General features: G+C 62.7%; 19 protein-coding genes. 8 read left to right on the forward strand and 11 right to left on the reverse strand.

Going from position 1 to position 19,785, the window contains the following annotated elements:
• Window positions 1-38: 38 nt before the first annotated feature.
• The 5 genes from cyoA to ACI3KW_RS08435 are packed head-to-tail and all read left to right on the forward strand — an operon-like array spanning window position 39 to window position 4,995.
• Window positions 39-1,238, forward strand: a complete 1,200-nt coding sequence (cyoA, locus tag ACI3KW_RS08415; RefSeq protein ID WP_404847691.1) for a ubiquinol oxidase subunit II — start codon at window positions 39-41, stop codon at window positions 1,236-1,238.
• On the forward strand, window positions 1,235-3,232 hold the full coding sequence (gene cyoB, locus ACI3KW_RS08420; RefSeq protein WP_262170320.1) for a cytochrome o ubiquinol oxidase subunit I: 1,998 nt from the start codon (window positions 1,235-1,237) through the stop codon (window positions 3,230-3,232). The genes cyoA and cyoB overlap by 4 nt, the downstream gene beginning before the upstream one ends.
• A gap of 1 nt (window position 3,233) precedes the next feature.
• Window positions 3,234-3,863, forward strand: a complete 630-nt coding sequence (gene cyoC / locus ACI3KW_RS08425; protein WP_113122153.1) for a cytochrome o ubiquinol oxidase subunit III — start codon at window positions 3,234-3,236, stop codon at window positions 3,861-3,863.
• On the forward strand, window positions 3,860-4,267 hold the full coding sequence (gene cyoD, locus ACI3KW_RS08430) for a cytochrome o ubiquinol oxidase subunit IV (protein WP_404847692.1): 408 nt from the start codon (window positions 3,860-3,862) through the stop codon (window positions 4,265-4,267). The genes cyoC and cyoD overlap by 4 nt, the downstream gene beginning before the upstream one ends.
• 2 nt (window positions 4,268-4,269) lie before the next feature.
• Complete coding sequence (locus ACI3KW_RS08435; protein WP_404847693.1) at window positions 4,270-4,995, forward strand: SURF1 family protein; 726 nt, start codon at window positions 4,270-4,272, stop codon at window positions 4,993-4,995.
• A 127-nt stretch (window positions 4,996-5,122) separates the two neighbouring features.
• Here ACI3KW_RS08435 and ACI3KW_RS08440 read toward each other — a convergent pair whose 3' ends face one another.
• The 9 genes from ACI3KW_RS08440 to ACI3KW_RS08480 all read right to left on the reverse strand — a co-directional run bounded on the left by ACI3KW_RS08440 (window position 5,123) and on the right by ACI3KW_RS08480 (window position 14,333).
• Entirely contained in the window at window positions 5,123-6,043 is a 921-nt protein-coding gene (locus ACI3KW_RS08440; protein WP_113120753.1) for a LysR family transcriptional regulator, read from the reverse strand.
• A 70-nt stretch (window positions 6,044-6,113) separates the two neighbouring features.
• The gene (locus tag ACI3KW_RS08445; RefSeq protein ID WP_404847694.1) at window positions 6,114-7,544 is read right to left on the reverse strand and encodes an aminobutyraldehyde dehydrogenase; all 1,431 of its coding nucleotides are present in this window, start codon (window positions 7,542-7,544) and stop codon (window positions 6,114-6,116) included.
• 14 nt (window positions 7,545-7,558) lie between these two features.
• On the reverse strand, window positions 7,559-8,602 hold the full coding sequence (locus ACI3KW_RS08450) for an ABC transporter ATP-binding protein (protein WP_404847695.1): 1,044 nt from the start codon (window positions 8,600-8,602) through the stop codon (window positions 7,559-7,561).
• Between the two features lie 3 nt (window positions 8,603-8,605).
• Entirely contained in the window at window positions 8,606-9,409 is an 804-nt protein-coding gene (locus ACI3KW_RS08455) for an ABC transporter permease (protein WP_404847696.1), read from the reverse strand.
• Window positions 9,402-10,220 carry an ABC transporter permease gene (locus ACI3KW_RS08460; protein ID WP_262170310.1) on the reverse strand — a complete coding sequence of 273 codons (819 nt, stop codon included), beginning with the start codon at window positions 10,218-10,220 and terminating at the stop codon, window positions 9,402-9,404. The genes ACI3KW_RS08455 and ACI3KW_RS08460 overlap by 8 nt, the downstream gene beginning before the upstream one ends.
• Window positions 10,221-10,578: 358 nt before the next feature.
• On the reverse strand, window positions 10,579-11,613 hold the full coding sequence (locus ACI3KW_RS08465; RefSeq protein ID WP_113120748.1) for a polyamine ABC transporter substrate-binding protein: 1,035 nt from the start codon (window positions 11,611-11,613) through the stop codon (window positions 10,579-10,581).
• Between the two features lie 49 nt (window positions 11,614-11,662).
• Window positions 11,663-12,136, reverse strand: coding sequence for a DUF3830 family protein (locus ACI3KW_RS08470; RefSeq protein WP_404847697.1), 474 nt, complete (start codon window positions 12,134-12,136; stop codon window positions 11,663-11,665).
• Between the two features lie 416 nt (window positions 12,137-12,552).
• The gene (locus ACI3KW_RS08475; protein ID WP_404847698.1) at window positions 12,553-13,299 is read right to left on the reverse strand and encodes a gamma-glutamyl-gamma-aminobutyrate hydrolase family protein; all 747 of its coding nucleotides are present in this window, start codon (window positions 13,297-13,299) and stop codon (window positions 12,553-12,555) included.
• A 143-nt stretch (window positions 13,300-13,442) separates the two neighbouring features.
• Window positions 13,443-14,333 carry a LysR substrate-binding domain-containing protein gene (locus tag ACI3KW_RS08480; RefSeq protein WP_404847699.1) on the reverse strand — a complete coding sequence of 297 codons (891 nt, stop codon included), beginning with the start codon at window positions 14,331-14,333 and terminating at the stop codon, window positions 13,443-13,445.
• Window positions 14,334-14,438: 105 nt separating this feature from the next.
• Here ACI3KW_RS08480 and gabT point away from each other — a divergent pair, with 105 nt between their 5' ends.
• A complete protein-coding gene (gene gabT, locus ACI3KW_RS08485; RefSeq protein ID WP_404847700.1) occupies window positions 14,439-15,722 on the forward strand; it encodes a 4-aminobutyrate--2-oxoglutarate transaminase in 1,284 nt (427 codons plus the stop codon).
• Window positions 15,723-15,731: 9 nt separating this feature from the next.
• Window positions 15,732-17,177 carry an NAD-dependent succinate-semialdehyde dehydrogenase gene (locus ACI3KW_RS08490; RefSeq protein WP_404847701.1) on the forward strand — a complete coding sequence of 482 codons (1,446 nt, stop codon included), beginning with the start codon at window positions 15,732-15,734 and terminating at the stop codon, window positions 17,175-17,177.
• A gap of 17 nt (window positions 17,178-17,194) precedes the next feature.
• Here ACI3KW_RS08490 and ACI3KW_RS08495 read toward each other — a convergent pair whose 3' ends face one another.
• Both ACI3KW_RS08495 and ACI3KW_RS08500 read right to left on the reverse strand, forming a co-directional pair.
• Window positions 17,195-18,244, reverse strand: coding sequence for a cation diffusion facilitator family transporter (locus ACI3KW_RS08495; protein WP_404847702.1), 1,050 nt, complete (start codon window positions 18,242-18,244; stop codon window positions 17,195-17,197).
• 81 nt (window positions 18,245-18,325) lie between these two features.
• Window positions 18,326-18,679, reverse strand: coding sequence for an ArsR/SmtB family transcription factor (locus ACI3KW_RS08500; protein WP_404847703.1), 354 nt, complete (start codon window positions 18,677-18,679; stop codon window positions 18,326-18,328).
• Window positions 18,680-18,795: 116 nt separating this feature from the next.
• On the opposite strand from ACI3KW_RS08500, the gene ACI3KW_RS08505 reads away from it, so the two are divergent.
• Window positions 18,796-19,785: an acryloyl-CoA reductase gene (locus ACI3KW_RS08505; RefSeq protein ID WP_404847704.1), complete on the forward strand. Its 990-nt coding sequence runs from the start codon at window positions 18,796-18,798 to the stop codon at window positions 19,783-19,785.

Here is a 19,785-nt window from a genome sequence, read left to right on the forward strand (position 1 = left end):
GCGACGAAGATTGCGAAACCTCATCGAGGAACGCCCAAGTGTCTCGTCTGATCAAACTTGCCCTCCTGTTTCCCCTCGCCGCCATGCTCGCGGGCTGCAATGCAGTGGTCCTCGCCCCCGCCGGCGATATCGCCGCCCAGCAGCGCGACCTGATCCTGATCGCCACCTTCCTGATGCTGCTGATCATCATTCCGGTGCTGGCGCTGGTGGTGATCTTTGCCCGCAAATACCGGCACGGCAATGAGCATGCCGATTACCAGCCCGATTGGGACCACTCGACCCATCTCGAACTGGTGATCTGGGCTGCCCCGCTCGCCATCATCATTTGCCTGGGCGCCGTCACCTGGGTGGGCACCCATTTGCTCGACCCCTATCGCCAATTGGGCCGCATCGCCCCCGGCCAGCCGGTCACCGCCGACATGACCCCGCTCGAGGTGGAAGTCGTGGCGCTCGATTGGAAATGGCTGTTCATCTACCCGCAATACAACATCGCCAGCGTCAACGAACTGGTCGCCCCGGTCGATCGCCCGATCAGCTTCACGCTGACCTCCTCCTCGGTGATGAACTCCTTCTACATCCCCGCTTTGGCCGGCCAGATCTACGCCATGCCCGGCATGCAGACGCGGCTTCATGCCGTGGTCAACGAGCCCGGCAGCTACAAGGGCTTTTCCGCCAATTACAGCGGCCACGGCTTTTCCGGCATGCATTTCGAATTCCGCGGCGTTGACCCTGCCGGGTTTGACCAATGGGTCACCGATGTGCGCGGCGCCGATGCCCAGCTCGATCGCAAGCTCTATCTCGAACTCGAAAAGCCCACCGAAAAAGTTCCCGTCACCCATTTTGCCGGCGTCGAGAACGGGCTCTATACCGCCATCGTCAATATGTGCGTCGAGCTCGACAAGATGTGCATGAGCGAGATGATGTCGATCGACGATCGCGGTGGCCTGGGCCTTGCCGGTGTCGACAATATCGCCCCCGCCCTCTATGGCGGCGGCACGCGCAACCGCTCGGCGCTTGGGCCGCAAAAGACTTATGTCGCCGCGCTCTGCTCGGTCGATGAAGCCATCGCCATGACGGCCAAGCTGCCCGCGCTCTCCGCGCCCAAGCCGGCCATGGTCACGGGCGTCGGCCTTTCTCCCCCGTCCTTGCTGCAATCGCCGGCCGCAGCGGCCGCCATGTCCTGGCTGGCTGGCCAGACCGCATCTCTTGCAACCACCAGTGCGGCGAGCACACTATGAACAACGAATTCTGGACCTTCATTTTCGGCCGCCTGACCTGGGAAGTGCTGCCGCTGCACGAGCCCATCCTGGTCGTCACTTTCATCGTGGTGGCTTTGGGCGGCCTGGCGCTGGTCGCCGCGCTGACCTATTTCAAGCTCTGGGGCTATTTGTGGACCGAATGGTTCACCAGCGTCGACCACAAGAAGATCGGCATCATGTATATGGTGCTGGGCCTGGTCATGCTGCTGCGCGGCTTTTCGGATGCCATCATGATGCGCCTGCAACAGGCCATGGCCTTTGGCGGCTCCGAGGGCTACCTCAACGCCCATCACTATGATCAGGTCTTCACCGCCCATGGCGTGATCATGATCTTCTTCGTGGCCATGCCGCTGATCACCGGCTTCATGAACTATATCGTGCCGCTGCAGATCGGCGCGCGCGACGTGAGCTTCCCCTTCCTCAACAATTTCAGCTTCTGGATGACCGCCGGCGGCGCCGTGCTGATCATGATGAGCCTCTTTGTCGGGGAATTCGCCCAGACCGGTTGGCTCGCCTATCCCCCGCTTTCCGGCATCGAATATAGTCCGGCCTCGGGGGTGGATTATTACATCTGGGGCCTGCAGGTGGCGGGCGTCGGCACCACGCTCTCCGGCGTCAATCTCATCGCCACCATCGTCAAGATGCGTGCTCCCGGCATGGGCATGATGAAAATGCCCGTCTTCACCTGGACCTCGCTCTGCACCAATGTGCTGATCGTCGCCTCCTTCCCGGTGCTGACGGCGGTGCTGACCCTTTTGGCGCTCGATCGCTATGTCGGCACCAATTTCTTCACCAACGACTTCGGCGGCAATCCGATGATGTATGTGAACCTCATCTGGATTTGGGGTCACCCCGAGGTTTACATCCTCATCCTGCCCTGCTTCGGCATCTTCTCCGAAGTTGCCTCGACCTTCTCGGGCAAGCGCCTCTTCGGCTACACCTCCATGGTCTATGCCACCGTGGTCATCACCATCCTGTCTTACCTGGTCTGGCTGCACCACTTCTTCACCATGGGGTCGGGGGCGAGCGTCAATTCCTTCTTCGGCATCACCACCATGATCATCTCCATCCCCACCGGGGCGAAGATCTTCAACTGGCTCTTCACCATGTACAAGGGCCGCATCCGCTTCGAGCTGCCCATGATGTGGCTCATCGCCTTCATGATCACCTTCACCATTGGCGGCATGACCGGCGTCTTGCTGGCCGTTCCCCCCGCCGATTTCGTGCTGCACAATTCGCTCTTCCTCGTCGCCCACTTCCACAACGTCATCATCGGCGGCGTGCTGTTCGGCATCTTTGCCGGCATCAATTACTGGTGGCCAAAAGCCTTCGGCTACAAGCTCAACCAGTTCTGGGGCAAACTCAGCTTCTGGTTCTGGGTGGTGGGCTTCTGGCTGGCCTTCGCGCCGCTCTATGTGCTGGGTCTGATGGGCGTCACCCGTCGCCTGCGCACGTTCGATGATCCCTCGCTGCAAATCTGGTTCATCATTGCCGGCATCGGGGCCGCCGTCATTGCCCTGGGCATCGGCGCCATGATCATCCAGTTCGCCGTTTCCATCCTCGGCAAGAACAAGGATTGGGACACCTCGGGCGATCCCTGGAATGGCCGTACGCTCGAATGGGCGACCTCTTCGCCGCCCCCGGCCTACAATTTCGCCTTCACCCCGGTGATCCACGACAATGACGCCTGGGCCGATATGAAAAAGCGCAATGCACAGCGCCCGGTGGAAGGCTTCCGCGCCATCCACATGCCGCGCAATACCTGGGCCGGCATCGTTCTGGCCGGGTTGAGCGTGGCGCTGGGCTTCGCGCTGATCTGGTATATGTGGTGGCTGGCCGTGCTGAGCTTTGTCGGCATCCTGGCCGTCGCGATCTTCCACACCTTCAATTATGACCGCGATTTCTACATCCCGGTCGAAGATGTCGTCGCCACCGAGACCGCCCGCACACAATTGCTGGGGGCAGGGAAGTAACATGAGCACCAATGTCGATACCGCTCAGGACGAAGCGGTCGCCTTCTACGATCTCGAGCCGCATGAGCATCCGCCTCATGCCTCGACCATGCTGGGCTTCTGGCTCTATCTGATGAGCGATTGCCTGATCTTTGCCACCCTCTTTGCCATCTATGGCGTGCTGGGCGGCAATTTCGCGGCGGGTCCTTCTCCGGCCGATCTGTTCAACCTGCCATTGGTTGCCGTCAGCACCACCGCGCTCCTCCTCTCCTCCATCACCTATGGCTTTGCCATGCTGGAAATGGAGCAGAACAAGCGCGGCACCACCCAGCTCTGGCTCGCCATTACCGGCCTCCTGGGCGCAGTGTTCCTGGCGCTCACGCTCTACGAATTCTACCACATGATCCATGAGGGCGCCGTGCCGCAGCGCAGCGCCTTCCTCTCCTCCTTCTTCGTGCTCGTGGGCACCCACGCGCTGCACGTCACCTTCGGTATCATCTGGCTGGTGACGCTGATGGTGCAGATCGGTCAGCGCGGGCTGGTCCCGGCCAATCAGGTCCGGGTGCAATGCCTCTCCATGTTCTGGCACTTCCTCGACGTCATCTGGATCGGCGTCTTCACTGTCGTCTATCTCATGGGGATGCTGCGATGAGCACGAACGATCACGTCACGCCGGCCCAGGCCGCCCACGCCCACCCCAATCCGAGCGTCACCGGCGATGGCCACAGCCATGGCACGCGCAAGACCTATCTCACCGGCTTTGCCCTCTCGGTCATCCTCACCGCCATTCCGTTCTGGCTGGTCATGGGCAATGTCATCGCTGACTCCATGATCACCACCCTGGTCATCATGGCCTTCGGCGTGGCGCAGATCCTGGTGCACATGATCTACTTCCTGCACATGAACACCCGCTCGGAAGGCGGCTGGACCATGATGGCGGCAATCTTCACCATCATCGTCGTGGTCATCGCCCTCTCGGGCTCGCTCTGGGTCATGTACCACCTCAACACCAACATGATGCCCGGCCACAATATGGACCCGGTCAATCTGATGTAGCCATGACCGACCAGGCCGAGCGCCGCCCCCGCTCACCCCGGGCGCTCCTGATCATCGGCACCATCGCCCTGCTGGGCGCCCTCGGCTTCGCCGCCCTGGGCGTCTGGCAGCTCGAACGGCTGGCCTGGAAAACCGCCCTGATCGCCGCCGTGGACGAAAGGGTTCACGCCGCCCCCATCGACGCGGGCAACCCCGCCTTGTGGACCAGCTTCGACCCCGACGCCGACGAATACCGCCACGCCAGCGTCACCGGCCGTTTCGACAACACAAGAGAAACCCTGGTCCAGGCCGTCACCGCCTATGGCGGCGGCTTCTGGGTCCTGACCCCCTTGGTCACCCCGAACGGCACCGTCCTGGTCAACCGCGGCTTCGTCCCGCCCGACCACCGCGACCCAAGCACCCGTGACGCTCCCCAAGGCAATGTAACCATCACCGGCCTCCTGCGGGCCAGCGAACCCGGCGGCGCTTTCCTGCGCAACAACGACCCCGCATCCGACCGCTGGTTCTCCCGCGACGTCACAGCCATCGCCACCGCAAAAAATCTATCCCCAACCGCCCCCTTCTTCCTCGACGCCGAACGCGACAGCGACGCCTATCCCATCGGCGGCCTCACCGTACTCACCTTCTCCAACAACCACCTGATCTACGCCCTGACCTGGTTCGCCCTCTCAGCCATGCTGATCGCCGCGTTCGGGTATGTGCTATGGGACCGGCGGGGCAGGGCTTAAGGCTCAAATCCCTGCCTGCATAAGACAGCTACTAAGAGCATCAACAATCACCGCGTCTCCCTCGGGCTTGCCCCGCGGGCCATTACCAACACGGCACAAGCAACGAACGGTCCCTAAGGGCCAAACATCAATCTACCCAGGCCATGCTCGGGTCCACCGTCGCGCAAAACAGGGCGGCGCTCAGCCGTGCCTGTTCCACCACCCGCCGGATCAGATCGGTCTCGGTGGTCGCCTGATAGGTGCCGATAATCGGCATGGGCGGGAAGCGCTTGGTCACCCGAATGGGATGCAGCAGCCCCATCTTCAGCTCCCGCTTGATCGTCACCGTGGGAATGGCCCCCACGCCGAACCCGTCGATCAGCAGGTTAATGATCGAATAGAGCGAATTGGAACTGGTCAATTTGCCCGCCAGCACCTGCTCGTCCTGAAAATAGGGCGCGATCATCCGATAGGGCGGGGTGTCCTTGGGAAAGGTGATGATCGGCATGTCAGCCAGATCGTCCACGCTATAGGTCCGGTCCGGATCGATGATCTTGGGCGAGCCGGCCCAGGTCATCTGCAGCACGCAGGACGTAAAGCTGCGGAAATTGTCGCCGATAGCCGGATCGACGGCAAAGATCACATCGAACTCGCCCTTGTTCATCCCCTCGACGAGACTCTTGGTGCCCTCCACCGTCAGCTCGATCTTGAGCGTGGGGAAAGCATCATGCAGCTCTTCCACAAACGGCGTCATCCAGGTCGAGGACACCGAGTCGATAGCCCCGATCCGCACCACCTTGGCGGCATGGGTGTTCTCGTCGGCCAGCTCATGCTTGAGATTGTCATAGGAGGCCAGGATCGTCCGGAATGTCTCCAGCACCCGCTCGCCGCCCGGTGTCAGCGAGAAATCGCGGCCGGTACGATGCATCAGCTTGCAGCCGAATTCCTGCTCCATTGCAGCCAGGCGAATGGAGATGGCGGGCTGGGTCGTATGCAATTCCTGGGCAGCACGGCCAAAATGGCGGTGCCGCGCCAAGGCGACAAAGGTCGTCATGTCGAGGATGCGCATAGCGCTTCCTCTATCAGACTTGGCGCCTATGGTGCGCGTTTTCTTTACGTCGTCATTGGGCATGGTTGCCCTACGACGCCACCATAATGTGCCGCACCTGCGTATAATCGAGCAGCGACTGCATGGAGAGGTCCGAGCCATAGCCCGAATTCTTCATGCCCCCATGGGGCATCTCGGTGGCAAACACCCCATGGGTATTGACCCAGGTGACGCCATATTCCAGCCGATTGGTCAGGTTCATCGCCAGCGTGCTGTCCCGCGACCACACCGATGACGCCAGCCCATATTCGGACGCATTGGCCCAGCCCAGTGCCGTCTCGGGATTGTCGAACGCGGTAATAGTCAGCACCGGGCCGAACACTTCCTTCTGCACGATTTCGGAGGTGATGGGCGCCGCCACCAGCGTGGGCTCATAATAATAGCCCGCGCCCTCGGGCGTCTTGCCGCCCGCCACGATATCGGCACCAGCATCCCGCGCCCGCTCGACAAACCCGGCCACCCGCTCGCGCTGCGCGGCCGTGATCAGTGGGCCAAACTCGACATCGTCCCGCTCGGGCGCGCCATAGACCAGGCTCCCGATCATATTGGAGAGCTTGTCGGTCACCGCCTGGGCAATGCTCTGGTCCACGAAAATCCGGCAAGCCGCCGTGCAATCCTGCCCGGCATTATAGAAGCTGGCTTCGCGCAGCGTCTCGACCAGGTTGTCCACATCGGCATCGGCACAAACGATCACCGGCGCCTTGCCGCCCAATTCGAGATGCGTCCGCTTGATGCTGTCGCCCGCTGCCGCCTTGAGCACAGCGCGGCCCGTGCGCACATCGCCCGTCAGCGAAATCATCCGCACCAGCGGATGGGTGATCAGCGTCTGCCCCACCAATGGACCGTCGCCGGTCACCACATTGACCACCCCCTCGGGCAGGAATTCCGCCAGGATCGAGGCCAGGAACAACAGGCTCAGCGGCGTGTTTTCCGATGGCTTGATGACGACCGTATTGCCCGCCGCCACAGCCGGCGCGATCTTCCAGGCGGCCATCAGCAGCGGATAATTCCACGGCGCAATCGAAGCGATAACGCCCAGCGGATCACGCCGCAGGATCGACGTATGGCGGCTCGAGCGGAACCCATTGGCCGGCGTGCCCGGCACATTGCGCGCCGCCGTGCCGAAATAGCGGAACACATCGGCCACGTTGGCCAATTCCCCCGCCTTCACATAGCGCCAGGGCTTGCCGGCATTGACCGATTCCACATCGGCCAAGGCGTCAGCCCGCGCCTCGATGGCGTCGGCAATCCGCAACAGCGCCCGGCTGCGCTCCTTGGGCGTCGCCTTGCCCCATTTGGCAAAAGCCGCATGAGCGGTGGTGACAGCCAGATCAACCTGGCCCGCATCGGCCGAGGCAACCTCGGCGAGCAGCTTGCCGGTCGCCGGCTCGTGGCTGGGCAAAGCCGGGCCATTGCCGGCGACATAGGCGCCATTGATAAAGAGGCGAGTTTCATAAGTCATGTCGGGAATTCCGGTTAGTCGCGGATGATGCGGATGCGTGCGGGATCGATGGTGAGGCTCACCTTCTGCCCATCGGCAAAGTCGAGATCATTGGCAGTCAGCGCACGCAGCGGATGGCCAGCCAGGCTCATCACATAGCGATTGCGCGCCCCCAGAAACACGCGCGTACGCACCTTGGCCTTGGGGCCATTGCCCTCGGCCGACAGGCTCAAATCCTCCTGCCGCAAAGCGAGAGTCGCCGTCCCCCGCGCCGTCTCGTTTCTGGCTAAAGCCAGCTCCTGCCCATCGCCGAACCGCGCCACCGGACCATCCGGCCCTTCCACGATTTCGGCAGGCAACAGGTTGGCCGAGCCAATGAAATTCGACGCAAAGCCCGTCGCCGGCTGCGAATAAATCTGCGCCGGCGTGCCTTCCTGCTCGATCCGCCCGGCATTGAGCAGCACGATGCGATCGGACAGGCTCAGCGCCTCCTCCTGATCATGCGTCACGAAAATCGTGGTCAGCCCCAGCCGCTGGTGAATTTCGATCAGCTCCACTTGCATGTCCTCGCGCAGCCTTGCATCGAGATTGCTCAGCGGCTCATCCAGCAGCAAAACCTTGGGCTTGGAAACGATCGCCCGCGCCAAAGCCACACGCTGTTGCTGCCCACCCGAAAGCTGGCGCGGTTTGCGCTCGGCCAGGTGCCCCAGCTGCACGGTTTCGAGCGCCGCCTTGACCCTTTCGGCCTGCTCCTCGCGATTGCCAATGCCCCGCATGCGCAGCGGAAAGCGCACATTCTCCGCCACGCTCAAATGCGGCAGCAACGCATAGGATTGGAACATCATGGCGATGTCGCGCTTTTCCGGCGGCAGCCCCGTCACGTCGCGGCCATCGATTTCCACCGCGCCCGCGGTGACGCTTTCCAGCCCCGCCACGATGCGCAGCAAGGTGGTCTTGCCGCACCCCGAAGCCCCGAGCAGGCTGATGAATTCGCCCGAGGCGATATCGAGCGAGATGGAATGCAACACCGCGGTCTTGGCGAAGGATTTCTGGATCGAAGTCAGGCGCACATTGGCCATGGGTCAGGCACTCGCAAATTTGGTCAGCCCCAGCATGCGATCGATCACGAAGATCAACACCACAGTCAGGGCAATCATGATGGTGGACACCGCCGCCACCGATGGATCGGGGGAGAATTCGAGCTGGCCGTAAATCTGCACGGGCAGGGTGGTCAGCGTCGGCCCGCGCAGGAACAGCGACAGCACCGCCTCGTCAAACGAGATATTGAAGGCAAAAAACGCCCCCGCCGCCAGCCCCGGAATGCATTGCGGCACGACGACGAACCACAGCCGCTGCAGCCGATTGGCGCCCATAGTGCGCGCCGCTTCCTCCAGATACGGATTGGATTCGGCCAACACCGCCAGCGTCGTGCGCACCACATAGGGCAGGGCGATGATGGTGTGGCTGAGCGCCAGCGTCACCGGCGACACCGGCCCAAAGGCCGAGCTCCAGAACATCAGCATGCCAATGGCATAGATGATGGTGGGCAGCACCAGCGGCGACAGGAACACCGTGCCGAGCACATCGGAAAACGGCAATTGCCGGCGATGGATGGCAATCGCCGCCGCGCCCCCGATCAGCGTCGCCAGCACCGTGACCATCACAGCGATCTGGATACTGATCCACCCCGCGCCAAGATAGGCGTTGGACGACAGCACCTGTTGATACCAGCGCAGGCTCAGCCCATTGGGCGGGAAGGCGATGAACTGGCTTTCCGAAACCGAAACACCCACCACCACGATTAGCGGCGCCAACAGGATCAATGCCGTCAGCATGACGAAAACCACGCTCAGGACGCGCAGCCAGGTGGGAACCGACTTAACCATGCTTGGCCCCCGTCATCTTGATATAGGGCACCAGCACCAGTGCGATCCCGGCAAACAGGATCACCGCCTGCGCCGCCGCAAAGGGCCAGTCCGGCGTCGTCGTCACCGATTTATAGATCGAGGCCGCCAACACCTGGATGCGCGTGCCACCCAGCAGGTTCGGCGTGACGAAGGAACTGGCCGAGAGCGTAAAACACAGCAGCGATCCCGCCACGATCCCCGGCAAAGCCAGCGGCAAAACCACCATGCGAATAGTCTGGAGGAACGAGCAGCCCATGGTGCGCGCGGCCTCTTCCAGCCGCCCATCGATCCGGGTCAATACCCCGAGAATCGACAGCGCCATAAAGGGCAGCAACACCTGCACCATGCCGATGACAATGGCGGTCTCGGTCTGCATCAGAGCGAAATTGCGGCCCACCAGGCCCATATCGCGCAGCATTTCGGGGATCAGCCCGCTACGGCTCAGCAGCACCATCCAGCCAAAGGTGCGCACCACCACGCTGGTCATCAGCGGCAGGATGACCATGACGACCAACCATAGCCGCAGCCTCGGCCCCACCTTGGTCATGATATAGGCCAGCGGAAACCCGATCGCGGCGCAGATCAGCGTAATGAGGAAGGACAGGCGCACCGTGCGCCACAGAATGCCCAGATAATAGGGATCGCTCAAAAACCGCGCAAACGGTGCCAGAGGACCTTCCGGCCCCGTCACCGAAAGCACCAGCATCTGCCCGATCGGCAGAAAGAAGGCGAGCACCAGCAGCAGAAGTCCCGGCAGGGCCAGCAGCAGGTTTTCTGTGCGGTCATTCATCAAGTGCAGTTTTCCTTGGGTCGCGCTTCATCAGTGACCTCATGGTGATCCTTCGACACGCTCAGGATGTCGAACCACGAGGTCGTGCCTGCCATCTAACATCTCCGGGTCATTCCCGCGAAAGTGGGAACCTCCGTTTTCTTCTTCTGCACCGTTGAACGGAGGTCCCGCTTTCGCGGGGATGACACCTCGGCGGCAACAGAGAAAAGGGGCGGGCCTCTTCATGTTGGGGGTGAAGAGGCCCTGCGATCCGGGCCAAGCGAGGGAGTGCCTCGCCCGGATCGTGTCATGCCGACGTGGCAGGCGTCAGCAGAGCTATTGGTGCTCCCTGTGTCGAGAGCCCCGATATCTGTCTCGCCTAGCGGGCGATGGCCTTGTTCCACTCTTCCACCCACGCGGTGCGATGGGCTTCGATGGTTGCCGGATCAAACCGGATCAGCCCGGCAACGCCGGCCTCGCCATAGGCCACGTCGGCGGCGACTTCGGGGCTCAGTTCGGTCTTGGCATTGGTCGGCGAATAGCGCAGCGCTTCGGCAAAGCACTTTTGGGCCTCGGCCGAGATTTCAAGATCGATGAATTTCAGCGCCAGTTCATTGTTCGGCCGGCCGGCCACCAGGTTCGCCGTGATATAGCTCGCCGGCGTGCCTTCTTCGCCCTGCACGAACCCGGAGGGCAGGCCCGCCTTGCGCAAGGTGAAGGCATAGTCGGACGCATAAGGCGCGATCCAGGCGTCGTTCTGGGCGAATTCCTGCTGGATTTCGGGCGAGGTCGACACCACCACCGCACCGGCATCGAGCAACTTGCCGACGGCATCGAGCCCCGGCTGGATATTGCTCAGATCCCCGCCTTCGACCTGGTTGAGCATCAGAAAGCTCAGCATGCCATAGCCGTTGGAAATGTCGGTGAGCACCAGATGCTCGCCATATTCAGGGTTGAGCAGATCGGTCCACTTGGTGGGCGCAGCCGGCACCGCTTCGGTGTTGAAGACCAGGCCAATCGCGGCGATGGAATAGGCCGGGCCCTGGCCATTGGCGAGGTCCGCCTTGGCGAAATCGTAGAGATCGGCGGCATTGGTCAGGCTGGCCTTGTCGATCGGCGCCAGCAGCCCCTCAGCTGCAGCAACGATTTCCTGGCCGCCCGAAAAATGGATCACGTCGAATTGCGGCGCCGCCTTCTGGGCGCGCAGCTGGGCAAAGGCGTCGGCCGAATAGGCAGTGACGACATTGACCTTGGCGCCGGTGGCCGCCTCGAACGGGGTGATGACACAGGCGCGATGCGCCTCTTCATACGCGCCGCCGAAGGAATTGATGGTGAGCGTATTGTCCTGCGCGAAGGCAGTGGTGCCGAGCAGGGCCGAGAGGCCCAGAACGGCCGTACCGAGTGTTGCTTTCATTTGCGTTCCCTTGCTGAAATTTGGCCGGGCCCTCGCCCGGCCGATTGTCTTAGAGGCGGCCGATCTCGACGGTCTTGGCGCCTTCAATGCGGATCAGGCGGCACTGCTCGGCAACGGCTTCCAGATTTTCCGTCATCTTGCCGAAATAGGTGCACGGAATCCAACCCGTGGGGCCGAATGTGCGGCCACCCACGCCGTAGAACATGCCGATCTCCCAGAACTCGCTCGGGTCGATCTTGAAGAAGTTCTTGGGCTGATAATACCAGAGCAGCTCGCCCACTTCAGGGATGATTGTCTGGTTTTCCGGCGGCAGGGCGGTGGGGTCGAAATTGCGATGCGTTTCGGGCAGGCCCATCATGATCTCGGGGCCCGAGAACATGGCGTGGGTGGCCTTCCACTGGATCGGCGTTTCGAGCGCATTCCACAGGGCTTCGCAGGTCTTGGGGGCATGGTCCCAATAAAGCGTAATGATGCCCTGCACATTGGCATCGACGAATTTGAGATAGAATTTCTTGTCGGACATAATGGCCATAACTTGGTTGGACGCCCCAATCAAAGGCCTTCCAGCGCCTCTGTCCAATTCCGATTCAAAATTCAATCGATAATGGATTCTTATTGAACGGGGTGTGACGAGGGGCCATGTCAGCTATCTGGCCCACTAAATTGGGGAGTCACGATCCAATCCCCTCCCCCTTGAGGGGAGGGCTCAGCTTTTCGCTAGCGAAAAGCGGGGGTGGGGGTGTCGGAACCGCCAAAAGCTCGGTGTTGGTGGATCAGACCCCAAACCCGAACCCCCAAACCCGAACCCGACCTCACCCACCCAAGGTGTCATTCCGGCGCAGGCCGGAATCCATGTCCGTGGCGATCCGCATACATCCAGCTTACGGATAACCTTCAGCATGGATTCCGGCCTGAATGACACCGTGGTACATCGCAAGCTCACCGCCCCATATATGCCCGGGCGATCACCCCCACATTCCGCCAAAACGCCAGATCATGCGGCCTGCCCTCCGGCCGCCATTCCGGATGCCATTGCACCGCCAGAATCGGCGCCGCCGTCCCGCTCGATGACACGGCCTCCACCACCCCATCGGGAGCACGCGCATTGACCACCAGCCCCTTGCCCAAGGCACCAATGGTCTGGAAATGCACACTATTGACCGCAAAAGACCCTTCGCCCGCAATAGCCGCCAAAAGCGTACCGGGCACCACCTCGACGCTATGCGCATGGGCAAACATCAGGTCCAGATCGACCCCATCGGGCGCATGGTGCGCCAATGCCTGGTTGGTCCCATCACGCTGGTCCACCAGCGTGCCGCCCAAAGCCACATTGATTTCCTGCAGCCCCCGGCAAATCCCGAACACCGGCTTGCCCGCCGCCATCGCCGCCGCAATCAGCGCCGCCGCCATGCCATCGCGCGCCGGATCAAACGGCGCGCGCCCGGCCGCCGCACCATAGCGGCCCGGCTCGATATTGGACGTGGCGCCGGTCAAAAGGATCGCATCGAGCCGCGCGACAATAGCCGCCGCATTGCTGACATCCTCCACACTGGGACAGATCAGCGGCACCGCATCGGCATAGCGCGCCACCGCATCGACATAGCGCGCCTTGACGACATACGCGCCTTCGTCCTCGACGACATGGTTGGAAATAACCCCGATAACGGGCTTGGGTGAAATGGTCATGATGATGCAATACTTGGAGAAAGGTGCCCTTAAGCTCGGTTTGCGAACCCGCTTCGTCAACCCAAACAATTTGCCAAAGCGGGCTGGACAGGGACAGCGCGGCGGCGAAAATCACGCGCTCGCGTATGAGCGCGCGGGCCCCGCTAATCCAGCGGCAAATTCTCCTCCAGCCACCGCTCGAACCGCGCCAGCACCGCATCCCCCGCCCGCTGCGGCGAGGCCAGCAGATAATACCCGCCCAGCCGCACCTTGCTGGTCAAAATCTCCACCAGCCGCCCATCGTCGATTTCGGCCCCGGCGGTCAGCCGCGTCACCAGCGCAATGCCTTGCCCGGCCAGCGCCGCGTCAAACCCCAGATTGGCATCCCACAGCCGGGGGCCGCGCAATTCGCTCCGCAGCGCAAACCCCATCGCCTCGAACCAGTCCGTCCATTGCTGCCGACTCTCCTCGTGGATCAGCGGCGCGCGGGACAGCTCGGCCAGATCGGCCGGCGCACCATGCTGGGCAATCCAGGCCGGGCTCGCCGCCGGAAACATGCGCGGCGAGATCAGCCGGTCGGCGCCCGTGGGCAGCCGGTCGAAACTCCCGAACCCGATCATCAGATCGGCCTCGCCCGCCGCAAAATCGGGCAGCCGGTCGATCGCCCGCAGGCTGATATCCACATCCCCCATCGCCGCCTCGATCTGCGACAGGCGCGGCGTCAGCCACCGCGTCGCCAGCCCCGGCATGCACCAGATGCGCAACCCCGCCCGCCGCGACGCCGGACGCAATTCGGCGGTCGTGTTGGCGATGATGCGGAAGGCACGCGTCGTGGCGGCGAACAGCGTCTCGCCCTGCGCCGTCAACACCACCCCGCGCGGCGTTGCAGTCACTAAAGGCTGGCCCAGCCAATGTTCGAGATTGCGCACATGCCGGCTGACCACCGTATGGCTCACCCCGATATCATCGGCCGCTTTGCGCATGCTGCCCATGCGGGCAACCGCCTCGAAGGCGCGCAGCATGATCAGCGGTGGCAGGGACAGCTTTTCGCTCATGAGTGGAAGCTTTAATGCACCACTCTGCCCAAATCAATCTGCTACCCCAATGTCATGCTCAACGCTAACAGTCCGCTCACCAATTCGCCGTGTGAGTGACTCAAAATGCTATCCAATGCCAGTCTCCAGGCGCGCCGCATCGCCGCCATTCCCCGCGGCCTCGCCAATGCCTTTCCCATCTATGCCGAGCGCGCGGAAAACGCCGAAATCTGGGATATCGAGGGCAAACGCTACATCGATTTCGCCGGCGGCATTGCCGTGCTCAACACCGGCCACCGCCACCCCAAAGTGCTCAAGGCCGTCCGCGACCAGCTCGACCGCTTCACCCACACCGCCTTCCAGATTTTGCCCTACGAACCCTATGTCGCGCTCTGCGAAAAGCTCAGTGCGCTGGCCCCATTCTCAGCGCCGGCCAAGTCCATCCTGCTCTCGACCGGCGCAGAAGCCGTTGAAAACGCAATCAAAATCGCCCGCGCTGCCACCGATCGTCCCGGCGTCATCGCCTTCAGCGGCGGCTTCCACGGCCGCACCACCCTCACCATGGCACTGACCGGCAAGGTCGCCCCCTACAAGGCCAAATTCGGCGTCGCCCCACCCGCCATCTACCACCTACCCTTCCCCGCCGAGAGCCATGGCGTCAGCACCGCCGACACACTCAAGGCCCTCGAAACCCTGTTCCGCGCCGACATCGCACCGGCCGATGTTGCCGCCATCATCATCGAACCCGTCCAGGGCGAAGGCGGCTTCCTGCCCGCTCCCACAGAATTGCTCAAAGCCCTCCGCAAAACCTGCGACACCCACGGCATTATCCTGATCGCCGACGAGGTCCAGACCGGCTTTGCCCGCACCGGAAAAATGTTCGGCATCGAGCATTCCGGCGTTGAACCGGATCTGGTGACGGTGGCCAAATCCCTGGCCGGCGGCTTCCCGCTTTCGGGCGTTATCGGCAGGGCCAACATCATGGATGCGGCCGAGCCGGGCGGGCTGGGCGGCACCTATGCGGGCAGCCCGATTGCCTGCGCTGCGGCGCTTGCCGTGCTCGATATCATCGCCGAGGAAGGCCTGCTGCAGCGCGCCGACGAGCTGGGCGGCCTCATCCGTAAGTCATTGGGCGATATCGTTATTCGCAAGGATGCATTGCCCATCACCGCCATCCGCGGCCCCGGCGCCATGATCGCTTTCGACATCCTCGACCGGCAGGGCAAGCCCGATGCAGCGGCCACCAAGCGGGTAATCGCGGCGGCGCTGGAGGATGGGCTCGTCTTGTTGTCCTGTGGCATCCATGGCAACACCATCCGCGTTCTCAATCCGCTGACCATTTCCGACGCCGTGCTGGCCGAGGGCCTGGACAAGCTCACCAACGCCCTCGTCGCCGCCAATATCGAATAGGAGTCCCCCATGCGCGCCCTGACCGATCCGACCCTGTTGCGGTCGCAGAGCTTCATCGATGGCCAGTTTACCGGCGAGGCCGCGCTGGCCGTAACCAATCCGGCCAATGGCGAAATTCTGGGCCATGTCCCCAATCACGGCGCGGCGGAAGCAACGATCGCCGTGGACGCAGCCGCCAAGGCGTTCCACCCCTGGGCCGCCCGCACCGCCAAGGACCGCAGCGCCGTGCTGCGCAAATGGTTCGAACTGGTCATGGCTGCCCGCAGTGACTTGGCCACCATTCTCACCAGTGAGCAGGGCAAGCCCTTTGCCGAGGCGCTGGGCGAGATCGATTATGCCGCCTCCTACATTGAATTCTATGCCGAAGAGGCCAAGCGCGTGGCGGGCGAATTGCTGCCCTCGCACCGCGCCGATGCCCGCATCATGGTGCTGCGCCAGCCCATCGGTGTTGTGGCAGCGATCACGCCGTGGAATTTCCCGGCCGCGATGATCACGCGCAAGGTGGCGCCAGCACTGGCGGCGGGGTGTACCGTGGTGCTCAAGCCCGCGCCCGAGACGCCGCTGACCGCTCTGGCATTGGCCGAACTGGCCCAGCGCGCCGCCTTCCCGGCCGGGACCATCAACGTCATCACCGGCGACGCTATCGCCATCGGCGGCGTCCTAACCAGCCACCCCAAAGTGCGGCTGGTGGGCTTCACCGGCTCGACCGAAGTGGGCAAAATCCTGATGCGGCAGGCCGCCGGAACGGTCAAGAAAGTGGCGCTCGAACTGGGCGGCAATGCCCCCTTCATCGTGTTCGACGATGCCGATATCGACGCGGCGGTCGAGGGCGCGATCCTCTCCAAATTCCGCAATATGGGCCAGACTTGCGTCTGCACCAACCGCATCTATGTGCAGGACAACGTGCATGACGTCTTTATCGAAAAGCTCATCGCCAAGGTGCGGGCGCTTAAGGTCGGCGACGGCTTTGCTGACGGCGTGGTGCAGGGGCCACTAATCACCGAAGATGCGGTGACCAAGGTCGAAACGCACATTGCCGACGCCGTAGCCAAGGGCGCGGAAATCGCGCTGGGCGGCAAAAGGCATGAACTCGGGCAGACCTTCTTTGAACCCACAGTGCTGACCGGCGTAACCGGCGACATGCAGCTGGCGCAGGAGGAGACCTTTGGCCCGGTGGCGCCGGTGTTCCGCTTCACCACTGAGGATGAAGTGATCGCCGCAGCCAATGCCACCGAAACCGGGCTCGCAGCCTATTTCTATTCCCAGAATGCTGCGCGGCTGTTCCGGGTGATGGAGCGGTTGGAATATGGCATGGTCGGCATCAATACCGGCCTGATCTCCACCGAACTGGCCCCCTTCGGCGGCGTCAAGGAAAGCGGCAATTCCCGCGAGGGATCGGCGCATGGGATATTGGAATTCACCGAGCTGAAATATGCCTGTGTAGGTGGGCTCTGAGCCCACCCGTTTACTCCTTACGGCACCCCATCCGCCGCCAGCGCACAGCCCGGCTTGCCCTCCTCCCACACGATCTCGATGGTCGAATGGGTAATGCCGTATTCCCCAAGCAGCGCCTGCTTGGTCGCCAGCGTCGTCGCCGCCGCATCCGCTCCCGGCGCCAAAACGATCTCCAGCGTCGCCACGGGCTTGCCCGAAGTAATCGACCAGACATGGATATGGCGCGCCGCCTTAAGGCCCGGCACAGCGGCAAGCAGGCTCTTTTCCAGATCCTCGATGGCCACATTGCCCGGCGTGCCTTCCATCAGGATATGCAGCGAGCCGCGGAACAGTTTCCAGGCGCTGCGCAGCACCAAGAGGCACACAAAGACCGACAGGATCGGATCGATCGGCATCCAGCCGGTCAGCCAGATCACGATGGCGGCGGCGATGGCGGCGACCGAGCCGAGCAGATCGCCCAGCACATGCAGCATGGCGCCGCGAATATTGACATGTTCCTTGTCGCCCCGCGACAGCACAAAAAACACCGCGATATTGATGAAGAGGCCCAGCACGGCGACGATGAACATCGGCCCGGCCAGCACTTCATGGGGCGTCATGAAGCGCTGGATCGCCTCGTACAGGATCCAGCCCGTGAGCGCGAACAGCGCCAGCGCATTGACCAGCCCGGCCACCACTTCGAGCCGCATATAACCAAAACTGCGCTTGCTGTCGGAAGCCCGGCGCCCAAAGCGGAAGGCGGCCCAAGCCAGCAGCAATGCGGCGGCATCAGTGAGCATATGCCCGGCATCGGCAATCAGTGCCAACGAGCCCGACAGCACACCCGCCACCACTTCGGCAACCATGAACGTCGCCGTCAGCACAAAGCCGATCAGCACGACCTTTTCATTGCCGGCGCTCACCGTAGGCGCATGGCTATGGTCGTGGCCCGCGTGATCATGATCGTCATGGCTGGCATGGTCATGCCCGACCGCAGCGTGGCTATGCCCCGCGTGATCGTGGTCGTCATGATCGTGCTCGGCGTGATCGTGAATGCCCGGATTATGGACCGGTCCTGTGCCTGCCATCGGCAATGCTCCTCATTTCGTCTACATATGAATACATGTTCATATGTAGAAATCAAGCGCGATGCCGGGCCGACACTGCGGTCAGGTGTCGCGGTCGTCTTCCGCCTCGCCCGGCCCATGCTCCTCCATGGCATGCTCAATCATATCGGCCAGCATGCGAGCAATGTGATCGTCGGCCGCCGCGTAGAACACCTGCTTGTTGCGCCGCGTGCCGCGCACCAGCCGCGCGCCGCGCAGTAGGCGCAGATGGTGGCTGACCAGCGAGGGGGAAGCGGCGACTGCCTTGGCGATATCACCCACGGCAATGGGTTGGCCCAGACATGCCAGCAGCACGCGCAGCCGGGTGGGGTCGCCCAATAGACGATAGGTTTCGGCGATCACGGCGATCTGGCTGTCACTGGGTGTAGCGGTCACTGAAACACTCAACGGAAACACTCTTTGGGGCTTGTTGAACAAAGAGATAAGGCGCTTTGCGCTATTGCACCAGCTTGTGGCGCCCGCCGCGAACGTGTCAGGGTGCCATTAATCAAGAATGCCTGGGGAGGCGGTCGATGAGCTTTCGCGCTCTGGTGACTGAAAAGGCGGATGATGGGCGGATCAGCTCATCGGTTCAGCAGGTGGATGAGGCGCGCCTGCCCGACGGCAATGTGACGGTCGACGTGCAATGGGCGGGCCTCAACTACAAGGATGGCCTGTGCCTGACTGGCGCGGGAGGCCTCGTGCGGACCTATCCTCATGTCGCCGGTATCGATTTTGCCGGCACGGTGCGCGACAGCATCGATCCCCGCCACATACCCGGCCAGGCCGTGGTGCTCACGGGCTGGCGCGTGGGCGAAGCCCAATGGGGCGGCTATGCCGAGCGCGCCCGGGTCAGCGCCGATTGGCTCGTGCCATTGCCCGAAGGGCTGACCGCGCGCCAGGCCATGATCGCCGGCACGGCTGGGCTGACCGCTATGCTGGCCATCGACCGGCTTGAGGCCACGGGGCTGCGGCCCGATGCTGGCGAAGTGCTGGTGACCGGCGCGGCCGGCGGGGTCGGTTCGATCGCCACGTCTATACTGGCCCGGCTGGGCTATCAGGTCGCCGCGCTGTCGGGACGTCCGGAACTCTCCGGCGCGCTACGTCTGCTGGGCGCTTCCAGCGTCATCGACCGCAGTGCCTTTCTCGGCGGTGCCGACAAGCCGCTCGAAAGCGCGCGCTGGGCGGCGGCTATCGACAATGTCGGCGGCAAGGTGCTGGGCAAGCTGCTGCGGCAGATCAAATATGGCGGTGCTGTCGCCAGCATCGGCAATGCCGGGGGCATCGAGCTTGAAACCAATGTCTTGCCCTTCATCCTGCGCGGCGTGACGTTGATCGGTATCGACAGCGTCATGCAGCCCTATGCGACGCGGGTTGCGGCGTGGCAGAGGCTTGGTGAGCTGTTCGATTTTGCGGGCTATGAGGAATTGGTCGAGGAAATCGGGCTTGAGGAATTGCCCGGGGCGGCGCAACGGATTTTGGCTGGGAAGGTCAACGGCCGGGTGCTGGTGCGGGTGGGGTAG

It is taken from the genome of Devosia sp. ZW T5_3 (assembly GCF_044987315.1).
Classification (GTDB): Bacteria; Pseudomonadota; Alphaproteobacteria; order Rhizobiales; family Devosiaceae; genus Devosia.